The 17,845-nt window shown below is 32.7% G+C and carries 15 protein-coding genes; 10 read left to right on the forward strand and 5 right to left on the reverse strand.

Translation table 11 applies throughout. The features are described from left to right. The first annotated feature begins 15 nt into the window (after positions 1-15). From AMD28_RS09595 to AMD28_RS09605, 3 genes are read left to right on the forward strand one after another with little or no spacing between them, the layout of a single operon-like run. Entirely contained in the window at positions 16-834 is an 819-nt protein-coding gene (locus AMD28_RS09595) for a hypothetical protein (RefSeq protein ID WP_055443911.1), read from the forward strand. Beyond that, positions 821-1,312: a Rab family GTPase gene (locus tag AMD28_RS09600; protein ID WP_055443912.1), complete on the forward strand. Its 492-nt coding sequence runs from the start codon at positions 821-823 to the stop codon at positions 1,310-1,312. Before AMD28_RS09595 ends, AMD28_RS09600 begins: the two co-directional genes overlap by 14 nt. 11 nt (positions 1,313-1,323) lie before the next feature. After that, positions 1,324-2,838, forward strand: a complete 1,515-nt coding sequence (locus AMD28_RS09605; protein WP_055443913.1) for an ATP-binding response regulator — start codon at positions 1,324-1,326, stop codon at positions 2,836-2,838. A 59-nt stretch (positions 2,839-2,897) separates the two neighbouring features. Here AMD28_RS09605 and AMD28_RS09610 read toward each other — a convergent pair whose 3' ends face one another. Further along, positions 2,898-3,329 carry a TerB family tellurite resistance protein gene (locus AMD28_RS09610; protein ID WP_055443914.1) on the reverse strand — a complete coding sequence of 144 codons (432 nt, stop codon included), beginning with the start codon at positions 3,327-3,329 and terminating at the stop codon, positions 2,898-2,900. A gap of 284 nt (positions 3,330-3,613) precedes the next feature. Here AMD28_RS09610 and mfd point away from each other — a divergent pair, with 284 nt between their 5' ends. Next, complete coding sequence (gene mfd / locus AMD28_RS09615; protein ID WP_055444353.1) at positions 3,614-6,952, forward strand: transcription-repair coupling factor; 3,339 nt, start codon at positions 3,614-3,616, stop codon at positions 6,950-6,952. 31 nt (positions 6,953-6,983) lie between these two features. Beyond that, positions 6,984-8,351, forward strand: a complete 1,368-nt coding sequence (locus tag AMD28_RS09620) for a TlpA family protein disulfide reductase (protein WP_083478276.1) — start codon at positions 6,984-6,986, stop codon at positions 8,349-8,351. Between the two features lie 99 nt (positions 8,352-8,450). On the opposite strand, the gene AMD28_RS09625 is transcribed toward AMD28_RS09620, so the two are convergent. After that, entirely contained in the window at positions 8,451-8,795 is a 345-nt protein-coding gene (locus tag AMD28_RS09625) for a DUF983 domain-containing protein (RefSeq protein WP_055443915.1), read from the reverse strand. A 95-nt stretch (positions 8,796-8,890) separates the two neighbouring features. Between AMD28_RS09625 and AMD28_RS09630 the strand changes: the two genes are divergently transcribed. Next, positions 8,891-9,766 carry a helix-turn-helix domain-containing protein gene (locus AMD28_RS09630; RefSeq protein WP_055443916.1) on the forward strand — a complete coding sequence of 292 codons (876 nt, stop codon included), beginning with the start codon at positions 8,891-8,893 and terminating at the stop codon, positions 9,764-9,766. A gap of 22 nt (positions 9,767-9,788) precedes the next feature. On the opposite strand, the gene AMD28_RS09635 is transcribed toward AMD28_RS09630, so the two are convergent. From AMD28_RS09635 to AMD28_RS09645, 3 genes are all read right to left on the reverse strand, one after another. Continuing rightward, positions 9,789-10,469, reverse strand: coding sequence for a class I SAM-dependent methyltransferase (locus AMD28_RS09635; RefSeq protein ID WP_055443917.1), 681 nt, complete (start codon positions 10,467-10,469; stop codon positions 9,789-9,791). A 17-nt stretch (positions 10,470-10,486) separates the two neighbouring features. Beyond that, positions 10,487-10,846: a YraN family protein gene (locus AMD28_RS09640; protein WP_055443918.1), complete on the reverse strand. Its 360-nt coding sequence runs from the start codon at positions 10,844-10,846 to the stop codon at positions 10,487-10,489. Positions 10,847-11,051: 205 nt separating this feature from the next. After that, positions 11,052-12,083 (reverse strand): S66 peptidase family protein, encoded by a 1,032-nt coding sequence (locus tag AMD28_RS09645; protein WP_420806049.1) that lies wholly within the window; start codon positions 12,081-12,083, stop codon positions 11,052-11,054. Between the two features lie 58 nt (positions 12,084-12,141). On the opposite strand from AMD28_RS09645, the gene metG reads away from it, so the two are divergent. The 4 genes from metG (at position 12,142) to AMD28_RS09665 (ending at position 17,679) form a co-directional block, all read left to right on the forward strand. Continuing rightward, a complete protein-coding gene (gene metG / locus AMD28_RS09650; RefSeq protein ID WP_055443920.1) occupies positions 12,142-14,202 on the forward strand; it encodes a methionine--tRNA ligase in 2,061 nt (686 codons plus the stop codon). Between the two features lies 1 nt (position 14,203). Next, positions 14,204-14,671, forward strand: a complete 468-nt coding sequence (locus tag AMD28_RS09655) for a hypothetical protein (protein WP_152975578.1) — start codon at positions 14,204-14,206, stop codon at positions 14,669-14,671. 20 nt (positions 14,672-14,691) lie between these two features. Further along, positions 14,692-15,477 carry a copper resistance protein NlpE N-terminal domain-containing protein gene (locus AMD28_RS09660; RefSeq protein ID WP_055443922.1) on the forward strand — a complete coding sequence of 262 codons (786 nt, stop codon included), beginning with the start codon at positions 14,692-14,694 and terminating at the stop codon, positions 15,475-15,477. Between the two features lie 84 nt (positions 15,478-15,561). Then, positions 15,562-17,679 carry a Tex family protein gene (locus AMD28_RS09665; protein WP_055443923.1) on the forward strand — a complete coding sequence of 706 codons (2,118 nt, stop codon included), beginning with the start codon at positions 15,562-15,564 and terminating at the stop codon, positions 17,677-17,679. Positions 17,680-17,845: the final 166 nt, after the last annotated feature.

The following is a 17,845-nucleotide window of genomic DNA, read 5'->3' on the forward strand; positions in this document are numbered from 1 at the left end:
AAATTACTAGCAATCATGAATCAAGAAGATAAACTTAAAGTTCTTAAAGACATCTTACTAACAGATGAAAGAGAATATGCTTTATCAATTCATGAAAAAATCAAAATCCTTGAAGAAACAATAAATAAAAAAACAAATTTATCCGAAAAGGTAGACCCTATTATTGACGATAAATTAAACAAATTTGTTCTTGAAATACCAGATACTTTAGGTCCAACTATTACAGAAGCATTAAAAAAAGAGATTAAAAACTCTCAAGATGCTGTAGTAGAAGCATTGTACCCAATTCTAGGTAGAATGATAAAAAAGTACATTCAAAACGAATTCAAACTTTTATCCGAAAAAATAAACCAACAAATAGACAACACCTTTTCTTTTAAAGGCTTTAAACGAAAATTTAAAGCTAAAACCTCTGGAGTTAGTGAGGCCGATTTAATCTTACAGAATCAATTTGCTCCAAAACTAAACCAGTTTATGGTTATTGAAAAAGGATCTGGTTTACTTATTTCAAAATACTCTAAAACAGATGATATAGATGAAGATATGGTTGCAGGAATGTTAACTGCTATTAAAAGCTTTGTAGAAGATGCTTTTAAAAAAAACGACCAAAACCTAGAACTCATTGAATATGAAACCTATAGTATTTATATTCAAAATTTCTCATCTTATTACATTGCAGTAGTAATTTCTGGCATATTTAATGCTAGTCATAAAACAGAATTAGAAGACAAACTATTAGATTTTGCTCAAAACATTATTAATGAAACAGATCTAAAAAATAAAGAGTCTTTAACTAAAAAATTAAAAGCATATTTTGCTAATGAATATCTCTAAAAAAATAGTTTTACTTGGTCACTTTGGTGTTGGTAAATCTTCGCTTATTAGACGTTTTGTCGAAGATACTTTTACAGACAACTACAAAGTAACCATAGGTGTACATATATTAAAAAAAGAAGTAGTAATTTCTCCAAAGGAAACGGTTTCTTTAATCATTTGGGATTTAGAAGGTAATGATGATATTACAAACACAAGAGCCTCTTATATGTTGGGTACTAGTGGTATGATATACGTATTTGATCTTACCAGACCTGCAACCTATGAGCAATTAGAAAGCGATCTAAATTTTATAAAAACAAACTATCCAAACATCCCAATAAAAGTAGTAGGAAACAAAAAAGATTTAGTTACCAAAGACTTTATTAAGCAGAACAGCGATGTTTTTGGGTCGTTCACCGATTTTTATACAAGTGCAAAAGCAAATACTAAAGTTAATGATCTATTCTCTACATTAGCTAAACAACTAATTTCTTAAACCAAAGAATAATGCTTGCAAAACACAAATTAGCACATGAAAAGGCTATTATTCAATACCTTATTGTAGACAAAAAAAGTATTATCTTAGAGTCCGATGATGCTTTCTTTTCAAATGTTACCAAGCAAAGTATAACAAGTTTACATCCTTTTTTTGAAAGTATTACAACCTTATTAGATCTAGAGGAAAATCAAGAATATCTATTCTCATGTATTCATTTAGAAACAGACAATAGAAATATAATAGCAGATATTACGCTTAAAACGTTTTCTAAAGAACACGCGCTACTAATCATTCAAGACCTAACAACGCATTACGACAATTATCAATTAACTGCGCAAAAGAGAAACGAATCGGTTATAGACTCCCAAATTCTTGAATTAAAAAATAAATACTTAATAGAAAAAGAAGAGTTCAAAAACACCTTCATCGCTAACTTTAGCCATGAAATTAGAGAACCTCTTTCTGGGATAATTACTTTTGTAGATATTCTAGGCAAAACCAATCTAGACTCCGAACAAAAAGATTATCTAAACATTATCAACACATCTTCCAATCATTTAAAACACATGATTGAAGACATTTTAGATATTTCTAAAATAGAAGTTGGTAAGCTTAATTTAATTGAAGACTCTTTCAACCTATCCGAGTTTTTAGAAGAATTTGTTTTTACCTATAAAATAAAAGCCGAAGAAAAAGGATTAACTTTTCTTAATACTATTGGAGAAAAATTACCACCACAAATCATTGGTGACCCTTATAGATTAAAGCAAATACTAGGTAATCTAATAGACAACGCTATTAAATACACCACAAAAGGTAGTATCACTTTAAATGTTTCTTTAAATCAAGTAAGAGCTAATAAAGCAAGTATTCATTTTCAAATTATAGACACAGGAATTGGTATAGAAAAAGAAAACCTAGACAAAGTTTTTACAAGCTTCACCCAAGTAGACACCACCCAAAGAAACAAAGGAACAGGATTAGGTTTAGCCATTGTAAAAAACCTAGTATCGTTAATGGATGGTAACATCTCTATTGACAGTGAATTTAACGAAGGGACCTCTTTCGCTTTAAATTTAAGTTTTAAATTAGATACAAAAACAAAAGATAAAAAAGTAGAAGTTGCTACTGTAGAAAAACTAGGAAAAGATAAATACCATATTCTTTTAGTAGAAAACTCAGAAATAACGCAACTCTCGGTTCTTAAAATATTAGCAGCGCAAGGAAAATTTTATTTAGATATCGTTACCAATCCAGATACGCTAATAGAAACCATCCAAAACCAAAAGCCTGACATTATTTTAATGGACATCAATCTTCCAAATACTACTGGAGATCAACTTGCCATAGAAATCAGACAACTACCAGAAAAAGAACTTAAAAAAATTCCCATTCTAGCCTTAACAGGAAAAGTGTTCCCTGAAGACCTAAAACGCTACAAAAAAGCAAAAATAAACGATGTGATTAGTAAACCTTTTGACGAGAAAAGCTTGCTAAAAACCATCCACAAATACTTAAAATAAAAAAAAGGCGAACTATAAATAGTTCGCCTTTTTTTTATCGATTAAATAATCTAAAATTATTATTTATTCATTGTTTTAATTTCTTCAATAAAAGTATCTAAATCTACTTTATTACTCACCAAAGTAAGCGCTTTATCCACAACATACTTTACATTTTCAGGTTTAAAACCTAATCCCACAGCAATCTTACGTAAAACATGTTCTTCATCATCTCCTTTAATATGATCCACAAAAACCATTCTAGATAAATCATATAAACGCTCTAAACGACTATCATAAGACGTTGGAGGATTAATATTATGAGAAGCATAATCCTTTAAAATTATTGCATAATCTCCTTCGCTAATATCTAAATTTCTAGCTAAACGATCTAAAAACGCTTTTTCTTCATCTGTAATAACCCCATCTTCCATTGCAACTCTAACAATTGAAGCAAAATGGTCTTCATTACGCTTTTTAAATCCACTATCAAATAAATCTGAAATTGACATATATTCTTTTTTTTAAGTGGCACAAAGATAATTAAACAAAACACGATTTAAAACATTATTAATAGCTTTTTTTAGGTCTAATAAAACAAACTTAACTTGTATAACTTGGGCATTACACCACTACGCAAAAGCTTCGTAGTGTCGCGCTATTCGTTATATCTTTTTTGCACACAAAAAAGGATGCCACTGCTATCGCTAATGCAAAAACAAGTTCCATTAAAAATCATATTTTGTAATTGGTAATTCCAATATCTAAAACATATCTTTACACAAAATTAAAATACGTGAGTAAAACACTTCTCTCGCAAGCCTATGCACAGTCTTTGCAATCGCAAAAACTGCAAACTGCTATTGCCAAAACCGAAACAAAAACACATATTAAAGGGCTTGTTGGTTCTTCCCTTTCGTTTATTATTTCACAAAATTTTAAACAAGCCGAAAAACCATTCCTCCTTATTTTTAACGATAAAGAAGAAGCAGCCTTTTACCTCAACGATTTAGAACAATTACTAAATAGTAAAGACGTTCTCTTTTATCCTGGAAGCTATAGAAGACCTTACCAAATAGAAGAAACAGACAATGCAAATGTGCTACTACGATCGGAAGTCTTAAACCGAATAAATTCTCGTAAAAAGCCAGCAGTAATTGTTACCTATCCAGATGCACTATTCGAAAAAGTAGTAACCCGTCGGGAACTGGAAAAAAACACATTAAAAATTTCTGTTCAAGATGATTTATCTATAGATTTTGTAAACGAAGTACTATTCGAATACAAATTTAAACGTGTCGACTTTGTTACCGAACCTGGAGAGTTTTCCGTTCGTGGAGGAATTGTAGATGTATTCTCCTTTAGTCATGACGAACCCTATAGAATTGAGTTTTTTGGTGACGAGGTAGATAGCATTCGTACCTTCGATGTAGAAACACAACTCTCTACAGAGCAAATTAAAAAAATTAGCATCATACCTAATGTTGCTAATAAGTTTTTAGAAGAAAGCAGACAAAGTTTCTTAAAATACATTGCGCAAAAAACGGTGGTTTTCACAAAAAATGCCGACTTAACTTTCGCAAGAGTAGATTCCCTTTTTGAAAAAGCAGTGGAAGCTTTTGGAAATCTTTCGCCGGAAATTAAACACGCAGAACCAAAAGAATTATTCTGTAATGCAACCTTATTAAAAAAGCAACTTTTAGAGTTTTCTGTAGTAGAATTTGGGAGCACATCTGTCATGTCCAGCACAACGACTATTGCATTCCATACCACACCACAACCTGCTTTCAATAAAAATTTCGACTTACTTATTGATAACCTAAACAGTAATCACAACAAAGGTTTCACCAATTATATTGCTTGTGTAAGTGAGCAACAAGCAAAACGTTTTCATGATATCTTTGAAGACGTAGAACAAGAAGTACATTATAAAACCATTGTGCTTTCGCTTTTTCAAGGTTTTGTAGATAACGACAATCAAATCATCTGCTATACAGACCATCAAATATTTGAACGTTATCATAAATTCCACTTAAAAAATGGCTACGCTAAAAAGCAATCCATAACCTTAAAAGAACTTACAAATCTAGATATTGGCGATTATGTTACACATATAGATCATGGTATTGGTAAGTTTGGCGGACTGCAAAAAATAGATGTCGAAGGCAAAAAACAAGAAGCTATTAAATTGGTATATGGCGAACGTGATATACTCTATTTAAGTATTCACTCGCTACATAAAATCACCAAGTTTAATGGTAAAGATGGTAAACCGCCAAAAGTGTATAAACTTGGTAGTAAAGCTTGGAAAGTTTTAAAACAAAAAACTAAATCTAGAGTTAAAGAAATTGCATTCAACCTTATTAAAGTATATGCAAAACGAAAACTAGAAAAAGGCTACCAATACAATCCGGATTCTTACTTACAACACGAGTTGGAAGCATCCTTTATTTACGAAGACACACCAGACCAAACCACAGCAACTGCAGATATTAAAGTAGACATGGAAAGTGAGAGACCAATGGACCGATTAATTTGTGGTGATGTTGGTTTTGGGAAAACAGAAGTTGCTATTCGTGCCGCTTTTAAAGCTGTAGATAATGGTAAACAAGTTGCCGTTTTAGTTCCTACAACTATTTTGGCATACCAACATTCTAGATCTTTTGCAGAACGTTTAAAAGAGTTTCCGGTAACGGTAGATTATCTAAACCGTTTTAGAACCGCGAAAGAAAAACGCGAAACGCTAGAAAAACTAGAAAAAGGACATGTAGATATTATCATTGGTACACACCAACTGGTAAATAAAAAAGTAAAATTTAAAGATTTAGGTTTACTTATTGTAGACGAAGAACAAAAATTTGGTGTCGCTGTAAAAGAAAAACTAAAAACATTAAAAGACAATGTAGATGTGTTAACCTTAACAGCTACGCCCATACCAAGAACGCTTCAGTTTAGCTTAATGGCTGCAAGAGATATGTCGGTAATTACAACGGCTCCTCCAAACCGTTACCCTATAGAAAGTAATGTGATCCGCTTTAGCGAAGAAAGTATTCGTGATGCGATTAGTTATGAAATACAACGTGGCGGACAAGTTTTCTTCATTCATAATAGGATAGAAAACATTAAGGAAGTTGCAGGATTGATACAACGTTTGGTTCCAGATGCTAAAATTGGTATTGGTCATGGGCAAATGGATGGTAAGAAGCTAGAGCAATTGATGCTTGCTTTTATGAATGGTGATTTTGATGTTTTAGTAAGCACAACCATTGTAGAAAGTGGTCTGGATGTACCAAATGCAAATACCATTTTTATTAATAATGCGAATAATTTCGGACTTAGTGATTTGCACCAAATGCGTGGTCGTGTTGGTAGATCGAATAAAAAAGCATTCTGTTATTTTATAACACCAGAATATTCGGCAATGACAGCAGATGCCAGAAAACGTATTACTGCTCTTGAGCAATTTACAGAACTTGGTAGCGGATTCAACATAGCCATGAAAGATTTAGAAATTCGTGGTGCTGGAGATTTACTTGGTGGTGAACAAAGTGGTTTCATTAATGATATTGGTTTTGATACCTATCAGAAAATTTTAAACGAAGCCATTCAAGAGCTTAAAGAAAATGAGTTTAAAGATTTATATGAAGACGACGGAAAAGAAAAAGAGTTTGTAAAAGACATTACTATAGACAGTGATTTCTCCATACTTTTTCCAGACGATTATGTAAACAATATCACCGAAAGATTAAACCTATACACGCAATTAAATAATATTAAAACCGAAGAAGAACTTACCGTTTTTGAAACCCATCTTATCGATAGGTTTGGCGAGCTACCAACGCAGGTTGTAGACTTATTAAATTCGGTTAGAATAAAATGGATTGCCACCAAATTAGGTTTAGAAAAAATCATAATGAAAAAAGGCAAGCTCGTTGGTTATTTTATTAACGACCAACAAAGTGCTTTTTACCAAAGTCCAGGTTTTAGTAAAGTCTTGCAATACATTCAAACAAATCCGCAAGCATGTAAAATGAAAGAAAAACAGACCAGAGCAGGTTTAAGATTATTGCTTACTTTTGATAGAATAAACACGGTAGACAAAGCATTAAACGCTTTAAAACCTATTTTGGCATAACCTTTGAAATAGTATAAGAAAACCAATTACAATGACTAAAAAATTACTTTTTTTAATCGCTTTTTTACCAAGCATTTTATTAGCACAACACACCATTAAAGGAACATTTACTCCTGCAGATGAGTTTAAATTCGCTATACTTTATAAAGTTACACCAACCACTTCGCTTTATGTCAATAATGCTGAAATTGATAGCATTGGTAACTTCCAATTCAAATTGGATACAACAGTTACCAAAGGGATGTACCGAATCGTGTATGCTTTACCGCAAGATGAGTACAATTTCGATTTTATTTATAATGCTAAAGAAGACGTAGAACTTACTTTTAATTTAGACGAAGGCGTAAAATACATAACCTCTCAAGAAAACAAATTATTAGGTGCTTATACTGAAAGTTTACAAGCAGTTAGTAAGAACATAAACGCATATTATTCTAGTAATAAAGAAAGTAAAAAAGAATTCCGTAAAGCTTTTGATGTATTATCGGAAACACAAAACGAATTTGAAAAAGCTTCCGAAGGTATGCTAGCTTCTCATTTTATTAAAGCAAGTAAGCCATATATTCCAACAGAAATGGAAGATGCACAGACGTTTTCAAAAAACTTAAAAGCGAATTATTTTAACAATATCGATTTTAGCAATGCGACCTTACAAAGCTCTAGCTTTTTAATTGAAACCGTTTTAAACTATGTATTTACGTTTACAAATCCAACAGACGAAAATGTTGGATATATAAACAATGTAGATACCGTTATTAAAGCTATTGGAGAGCATGCTACTATTAAAGAAATTATTACAGAAGTACTTTTTAACCAATTTGCAGATGGTAAAAAAGAGGTAGTTGCAAACCACATAGCAGAGACGTATTTATTGCCAATAGCAAAAGCAAAAAAGGATAATGCTTTAATTGAAAAACTTACCGTTTACAAAAACACTTCTATCGGTGCGCTTGCTCCTAACTTTACTTTAGAAATTCCTAAAGACGAAAAAGTAGACCTTGTGAAACTTTACGATTATAAAGAGGCGGCACAATATGTAGTCGTTTTTTGGAGTAGTACTTGTTCGCATTGTTTAGAAGAATTACCAAAACTTCATGAATACACAAAAAACCTAGAAGCAGGCAAACTAAAAGTCATTGCTGTTGCTTTAGAGAATGATATTTACAGATGGAAAGATAAAACCTATGACTTTCCGGTATTTAATCATGTGTATGGGGAAGGAAAATGGGACAACCCAATTGGCAACGCTTACGGTGTTTCGGCAACACCAACTTATTTTATTCTAGATGCAGACAAAAACATCATAGATAAACCAGATGATTTTTCTGGGTTAGAAGCTTTTTATAAAGCACATCCTATTGTTCTGGAGAAAGAAGAAAAAGAAGAGCTAGAAGATTAACTCTTTTTTACTTTCTCGTTTTACAAAGAATTACTCTAAAAAGCTCTGTCTTCATATACGCGCCGAAGAAAACACCTAACTAAGACGTGAAAACCAATCTTAATAAAACAGGTAAATCCAAATAGATCTTGAAATTCTATAATTAACTGCACCAAGCAAAAAGGCTATTAAAGTAATAATCAAAAAAACTCTTAAAGGAGATAAATCAATAAAATACCAAAACACAATAAGGCTTGCTATCATTTGTGCTACTGCAAGTGCATAACTAACAAACATAGCGCCAAAAAAGAAACCTGGTTCTCTTTCAAATTTAAAATCACATTCGTTACACCTAGCACTCATTTTAGGAATCTTAAACAACAACAAACTACCTCTAGTATTAAAGATATTTCCTTTTTTACAATTGGGACATTTACAATTTAATGCATTAAGAACTACACTCATAATCTATGAATTAATGGTGCTACAAAACTAGAAGAATAAAACCTGAACAATCCTATAGAATAATCGCCATTTTTTGTACTTTTAAGACATTTACTATGAAGATACCTGTTTTAAAAATTGATCAGTTTCAAAAATCGAAACCTTTAAAAGATTTGTATATCAACTCTTTTTCCAACCACATAGCACGCAACAAGGACTTAATAAGCAAACCACACAGTCATAATTTCTATCTCTGCGTACTCTTTACGGAAGGCACTGGAACCCATGAAATTGATTTCAATTCTTATACTATAAACCCCGGGAAGGTTTTCTTTTTAAAACCAGGACAAACCCATTTTTGGAAATTTGACACAAAACCGGAAGGCTATATCTTTTTTCATTCGCAAGCGTTTTACGACATGAAATTTTTAGACCATACACTGCATTCGTTTCCATTTTATTATTCCTATCAAAATCCGCCTTTACTAGAAGTCCCGAAAGAGAAAAGACACGAATTACAATTAAAATTCCAAGAGGTTTATTACGAATATCAGGAAGACCATCTTTTAAAAGAATTAAAAATAACGAACCTTATAAATAGCATTTATATAGCATTAACACGTGAATACACCGCAGATATAAATCCTGAAAAACTTATTTCGCCTAGCTATTCTATCATACTGGAAAAGTTAGAAAATGCCATAAACACGCATTTTTATAAAGAGAAACTACCAAAGTTTTATGCCAACCAGTTACATATAACCACAAAGCATCTCAATAGAGTTGTAAAGCAGACGATAAACAAAACCACAAGTCAGTTAATCTCAGAAAGAATATTACTAGAATCTAAAAGGTTGATAGTTCATTCTAATAATAATTTAGCCAATGTTGCAAATACGCTAGAGTTTTCGGATTACGCCTATTTTTCAAAATTTTTCAAAGCCAAAACTGGAGAAACACCAATACATTTCAGGAAGAAGTATTTTCATTAAAACCCTAACACCAACTCAGTTTCTAAACGGTATAAAGCGTCGTTACAATAACACCTTTCCCTTCTTTTAAAGGAATAGATAACAACCGTTTTTCATCTTGTACCTTAAAGTGAAATGGAGCTGCTAATACATCTAAACCACTTTTCTTTTTTAGCCTAATTCCTTGTCCGGAAATAATAGCTGCATTGGGTATAAAATCACCTTCTGGCACATGCTCGGTTATAATCACATATTTAAAACCCGATAATTTATTCAGTATATTTTGCACTTCAGCATTCGAGAGATGCTGTAATACTTGTCGTAATAAAACACAATCACCAGAAGGCAAATCAGCTACAGCAATATCCAAACAATAAAATTCTAAATGGTCTGCTATAAATTGTTCTTTATTATACTGTATAAGATCCGCAACGATATCTACACCCACGTACTTCTTGGTGTGTTCTACCAATTGCTTTCCTATGTTAAAATCACCGCAACCTAAATCACAAACCACAAGTGGATTTTTAAAAGATTGTAAAAAAGAGCTTACAACATCTATATATGGTTGTACTATTTCTGGATCATGCGATCCTGCTCCAGAATAAAATGCAGAAGAATTGCTTCCCCAAAGGTTCATGGCATACACTTGCTCCATAGCGTCTTTAGTTGGCCAAGGTTGCTTTATTTTTTCAGGTTTATTTTCCTTCTTCTTATTTAGCATTTTTTTATAAGCAGGAATTAGAAATGATAAAAAGCATTTTCTAAATGTTCTATTTCAAAGGTCTTTCCGGATTTAACAATTGCAATAATATCAAAACGCACTTCCACATCTAGTTTATTCGTGGTTACATAATGGTCTACTGCTTTTACTATGCGCTGAATTTGCTTCGGTTTTAAAAAGTCTTGCGGATTCCCAAAATCGATAGTAGATCTGGTTTTTACTTCCACTATGGCTAGAACATCTTTTTGTCTGGCAATAATATCTACTTCGGCTTTTTGAAATCGGTAATTACGTTCCATAATTTCATAGCCATTTTGCAATAGAAAATCTACTGCTAACTCCTCTCCTTTTTCTCCAAGTTCATTGTGTTGTGCCATCTTGTTCTTGCGCAGGCAGGAATCTCATCCTGTCTACCTAAATTTTTATCCACGAAGGTGGGAATCTTATTAATTTTACTTTATAATAATTCAGGCTGGAATCTCTACCTACCAACTACATTTAATTTCCTGTTTTGTCATTTCGCACTAGATGCGGAATCTATTTTAAAAGTGGATCCTCAATCCCATTCCCGATGATAAAATATTATTTCCAAAAAACAACAGTACTCACATCCTTTCCTACAGTTATGGTAGCATTTCTACCAAGAATCAAAGCGCGATTATCTTTTTCATGTCCCGCTGGAACATTAAAAACTATTGGGAAATCATATTCCGCTAAAGCATCTAAAATAAGTTGCTCTACAGAAGTCCCCCAAAGTGTGGTGTTTTTTCGCATCCTACTCATATCTCCAACCATAAGTCCTTTACAGTTTTCAAAATAGCCTGCTCGTTTTAAACTTTGCAGCATTCTATCAATATGGTATTTGTATTCGCCAATTTCTTCTATAAATAAAATCTTCCCAGAAGTATCGATACTAGTACTAGAACCTAACATGGTGTGTAAAATAGTCAAATTTCCTCCAACCACTGGAGCTGTAACTTCTCCCACTCTATTATAGGGCGATCCTTTTAAAGTATATGCTATTGGTTTTCCAAAAAGAGCATCTTTAAAAGTATTTATGCTTTCTTCTATCTCACTTAAATCTTTGGTTAAACTTACACACATTAAAGCGTGTAAAGACTCTACACCTTCATTATGCACTTGATTATGCAAAGCGGTAATATCACTATAACCAATAACCCATTTCGGATTTTTCTTAAACGTAGTATAATCTAATTTATCCAAAATTCTAACCGTTCCATAACCACCTCTTGCAGACCAAATAGCGCTAATTGTTGGGTCGTCTAATGCTTTCTGAAAATCTTCACAACGCTGTGCATCTGTTCCTGCAAAGTGATTGTCTTTACTAAAAACATGATCACCTACAACTACGTTTAAACTCCAACTTTTAAGTAATGCTGTAGCTTGTGCTACTTCGCCATTTCTGTTTTTTAATATTCCTGAAGGCGCAACAATAGCAACAGTATCTCCTGCTTTTAAATAATCTGGTTGTATCAAAGTAGTCGTGTTTTTAATGCTATTTCCTTGTGCGTTTAGGCTTATCATTCCGAAGAAAAAAACCACACAAAACAGTTGCAAAAAGATTCGTTTTTTAGTCATAATGTAAATGTACATTTTTTTTCTAAATCCCTCTTAAAATGCGTACTTTTGTGGCTTCAAAAAGAAATTTACAATGTCAAAGAGATATACTATTACTGCTGCTTTACCATATACTAACGGTCCAATTCATATTGGTCATTTAGCCGGAGTTTATGTGCCAGCAGATATTTATGCACGTTTTATGCGTTTAACAGGAAACGATGTTGCTTTTATTTGCGGAAGTGATGAGCATGGTGTTCCAATCACTATTAAAGCAAAAAAAGAAGGTGTAACTCCGCAAGACATTGTAGATAAATATCACGCAATTATTAAAAAATCTTTTGAAGACTTCGGAATTACTTTCGATAACTACTCCCGTACTTCTGCGAAGATTCATCACGATACAGCTTCTGAGTTTTTTACAACTTTGTATGATAAAAACGAATTTGTTGAAGAAATTTCAGAACAACTTTATGATGCAGAAGCAAATCAGTTTTTAGCAGATCGATTTGTAGTTGGTACGTGCCCAAAATGTGGAAACGAAGAAAGTTATGGTGACCAATGTGAAAACTGTGGAACTAGCCATAATGCAACCGATTTAATTAATCCGAAATCCGCTATCACAGGAAATGTTCCTACTTTAAAACAAACCAAACACTGGTTTTTACCTTTAAATAAACACGAACAATTTTTACGTGAATGGATTTTAGAGGGACATAAAAAAGATTGGAAACCGAATGTTTACGGACAAGTAAAATCATGGATTGATGATGGTTTACGTCCGCGTGCCGTAACCAGAGATTTAGATTGGGGAATTCCTGTACCACTTGAAGGAGCCGAAGGAAAAGTACTTTACGTTTGGTTTGATGCACCAATTGGCTATATCTCTTCTACTAAAGAATGGGCAGCACGTGTTGGAAAAGATTGGGAACCATATTGGAAAGATAAAGACACGAAACTAGTACACTTTATAGGTAAAGACAATATTGTGTTTCACTGTATTATTTTTCCAGCAATGCTAAAAGCGGAAGGTTCTTATATTCTTCCAGATAACGTACCAGCAAACGAGTTTTTAAATCTAGAAGGTAAAAAACTTTCTACCTCAAAAAACTGGGCCGTTTGGTTACCTGAATATTTAGAAGATTTCCCAAATCAACAAGATGTATTGCGTTATGCATTAACAGCAAATGCACCAGAAAGTAAGGATAACGATTTTACTTGGAAAGATTTTCAAGCAAGAAACAACAACGAATTAGTAGCCATTTTTGGTAACTTCATTAATCGTGTGGTTGTTTTAACGAATAAATATTACGAAGGAATTGTTCCAGAACCAACCGCTTTTTCAGAAATAGACCAAGAAACTCTTGCTGCAATTAAAGCATATCCAAATGTGATTTCTAGTTCTATTGAAAGATACCGATTTAGAGAAGCTGGTCAAGAATTAATGAATCTTGCTCGATTAGGAAATAAATATTTAGCAGACGAAGAACCTTGGAAAGTTATTAAACTAGACGAAGCTAGAACAAAAACAATCATGTACGTGGCATTGCAAATCGCTTCGGCTTTAGCAACATTAAGCGAACCGTTTTTACCGTTTACTTCTACTAAACTAAAATCTATTCTTAATGTCACGTCGAGCGCAGTCGAGACGTCTTGGGACGAAGTAACAACCAAAGAAGTATTACTTCCAGCTGGACATCAAATAGGAAAAGCAGAATTACTTTTCTCTAAAATTGAGGACAGCGAAATACAGAAACAACTAGATAAATTAGAAGCTAGTAAAAAAGCAAACGAAATAGCAAACGCAGTTGTGGAGCCACAAAAAGAAACGATTGCTTTTGAAGATTTTACTAAATTAGATATTCGCGTTGGTACTATTCTGGAAGCCGAAAAAATGCCAAAAGCAAAAAAGCTTTTAGTACTTAAAGTAGACACAGGAATTGATGTAAGAACTATTGTTTCTGGTATTGCAGAAAGTTTTACAGCAGAAGAAGTGGTTGGTAAAAAAGTAACTGTTTTAGTAAACCTTGCTCCTAGAGCACTTCGTGGTGTAGAAAGCCAAGGAATGATTTTAATGACCGAAACACCAGATGGTAAATTGGTTTTTGTAAATCCTGATGATGCTAATGTTAGTAACGGATTGCATATTAGCTAAAATGAAAAGGCTATTCTTGCTATTTATTGCAATATCGATAGTGTCTTGTAAAACAGCTACTCCTATAAAACAGAAGACTGCGTTTCGTCTTTCGGATAACTGGTTACTTAAAAAAGTATCTTTTGTAGATCCAAATATCTTCGAAAAAACAATACTTTTTAATGACGCCACAAATCAATGTTTTAAAGATAGTCGTTGGCAATTTAATCCAAAAAACACTATTGGCACCTATGCAATAAATGACCTTTATTGCACTATTGGTAAACGTGAAATATCCTATAGGTTTTTAAAAACAGAAGAGAAAACAGGCTATTCTCACATTGTTTTAAAGACAAAAAATAAAGCGGGTACATCTAAAGATTATAGAATAAAAATAACAGAGATCTCAAGTACTTCTATGCAATGGCACTATGTTATTTACATTAAAAACGAAAGACATACTATTAATATGTTGTTTGAAAAAGCATAAAAACCACATACATTTATATAATGAAAACACGGATATTAAATCTAGTTGTAATCCTTGTATTATTGACAAGTTGCAATAGCACAAAAAAAGAAAATACAGAAAAAGAAACAACAAAGGAAATTACTATAGACGATCATACTAGCAAAACCGCTTTAGATTGGCAAGGCGTTTACAAAGGCACACTACCTTGTGCAGATTGTTCTGGTATTAAAACTACCATCCAACTAAACGAAGACCTAACCTATTCTGCAATTCATGAATATGAAGGTAAAAAAGATGGCGTATTTAATAGTAGAGGCTATTTTAAATGGATTGAAAACGGACAAAAAATCATATTATCGGATGCTGATGAAACAAGCTATTTTGTAGGAGAAAATACACTAACCCAATTAGATGCTTCTGGAAATAAAGTAACAGGAGAATTAGCAAAGTTTTACATTTTAAAAAAACAAGTTATTTCTAAAAAGGAGGCTATTGCTTTTACAAACACCAAATGGAAATTAACCAATTTACTAGGTAAAGATGTGAGTTCTAAAAATGCTTTTATTACATTTTCTACAGAAGATAATAAAGTGTATGGAAATGGAAGTTGCAACAACTTTAATGGTGCCTTCACATTAAAAGAAGGTAATAGAATCGTACTTTCTAAAATAGCCTCAACCATGATGTCTTGTGAAGACATGTCTACAGAAACACCATTTTTAAGTATTCTTGAAAAAGTAGACAACTACTCCTTAAATGCGAATAAAATGACACTTAACAAAGCTAAAATGGCACCACTTGCTGTTTTTGAAGCTGTAGAATAAACACAAAAACAATCATAATAATTAACCTTGTAGTCTAGTGCTACAAGGTTTTTTTTATTACTTTTCTAAAATTAAAACTGTCTTATGATTTCTTATATAATTTCCAAAACCCAATTACCAGAAACTTCCGTTAAAAACACCGTCGAATTATTAAACCAAGACTGCACCATTCCTTTTATTTCTAGGTACCGAAAAGAAGTTACAGGAAATTTAGACGAAGTACAAATTGGAGATATTGTAAAATATAAAGAACAATTTGAAGCTTTAGAAAAACGTAAAGCAGCAATTATTAAAGCCTTGGAAGAACAAGATGTTTTAACGGCAGAGTTAAAAACCAAAGTGGAAGCTTGTACCGATTTAACCACACTAGAAGATTTATACTTACCATATAAGAAAAAACGTAAAACCAAAGCAGAAACAGCTCGTAAAAACGGATTAGAACCATTGGCAAAGATTATCATGAGTCAAAATGCGAATGACATAGAATCTATTTCTTTTAAATATGTAAAAGGTGAAATTACTTCTGTTGAAGATGCTTTAGAAGGCGCAAGACATATTATTGCCGAGTGGATTAACGAGCGTACAGATGTTAGAAATAACATTAGAAAACAGCTGGAACGTTTCGCAATCATTTCCACGAAAGTGATAAAAACAAAAGCAGAAGACGAAAAAGCACAAAAATTTAGAGACTACTTTAAATGGGAAGAATCTTTAAGCCGCATTCCTTCGCATAGACTATTGGCTATTTTAAGAGCAGAAGCCGAAGGTTTTATTCGTGTAAAAATGGAGATTGACAATGAAAGCGCTTTACATAAAATAGAAAACAAAATCATACGCTCTCAAAACGCATGTGCCAATCAAATAGAATTAGCAATAGCAGATGCATACAAACGTTTGCTTTTCCCTTCGTTATCTAATGAAGCCTTACAAATAGCAAAAGACAAAGCAGATGCGTCTGCAATTAGCGTATTTGCGAAAAACTTAAAACAACTCTTATTAGGTTCTCCTTTAGGTGAAAAAAGAGTACTTGCTATAGATCCTGGTTTTAGATCTGGTTGTAAAGTGGTTTGCTTAGATGCACAAGGACAACTCAAACACAATGAAAACATTTATCCGCATGCTCCAAAAAACGATAGTATTGGAGCGATGAATACTATTAGCACTTTAGCAGACACCTACAAAATTGAAGCTATTGCTATTGGTAACGGAACAGCTTCTCGTGAAACCGAAACTTTAATTAGAAAAATTCATTTTAAAAACGACATGCAAATATTTGTGGTTAGCGAAGCTGGAGCAAGTATTTATTCGGCATCTAAAATTGCTCGTGATGAATTTCCAGATTATGATGTAACCGTAAGAGGCTCTGTTTCTATTGGTAGACGTTTACAAGATCCATTAGCAGAACTTGTGAAAATTGACGCAAAATCAATTGGTGTTGGTCAGTACCAACATGATGTAGACCAAAGCAAACTTCAAAAAGAATTAGATGTTGTAGTAGAGAATTGTGTAAATAGTGTTGGTGTAAATATTAATACAGCAAGCAAAAGTTTACTAAGTTATGTTTCTGGTATCGGACCAAAATTAGCCGAAAACATTTTTAATTACAGAAACGAAAACGGTGTGTTTTCTTCTAGAAATGAAATAAAAGAGGTGCCAAGATTAGGAGGAAAAGCTTTTGAGCAAGGTGCTGCTTTTTTAAGAATTAAAGATGCCAAAAATCCGTTAGACGATTCTGCAGTACATCCAGAAAGTTATAAAATAGTAGGAAAAATGGCAAAGGATCTAAAAGTAACTGTAGAAGATTTAATTGGTAATACAACATTACTTCAGAAAGTAAATTTAAAAAATTACAGTACCCAAACAGTAGGTTTACTAACTCTTGAGGATATCATAAAGGAGCTTGAAAAACCAGGCTTAGATATTAGAGAAGAAGCGAAGGTTTTTGCTTTTAATCAAAACATTAAAACGATTAACGACCTTGAAGAAGGGCAATTATTACCAGGAATTGTAAATAACATTACCAATTTTGGATGTTTTGTAGATGTTGGAATTAAAGAAAGTGGCTTGATACACGTTTCTAATCTTTCCGACTCTTTTGTTAAAGACGTAAATGCCCATGTACATTTACACCAACAAATCACTGTAAAAGTTCTTGAAATAGATGTAGTTAGAAAGCGTATTCAGTTAAAATTACACAAATAGTTGTAAAAAATCGTAAAAAAAACCACTTAATCTTTGGAAAAATAACCGTTAATGTGCTATATTCGTACTTTGTCGATGAAATCATTGTCAAAATACCCTAAAAACCCTAACAATAGCATAGGAATGTTTAATGAAGATTGCTTTTCATTAAACATTTTTTAAAACA

It is taken from the genome of Lacinutrix himadriensis (assembly GCF_001418105.1).
GTDB lineage: Bacteria > Bacteroidota > Bacteroidia > Flavobacteriales > Flavobacteriaceae > Oceanihabitans > Oceanihabitans himadriense.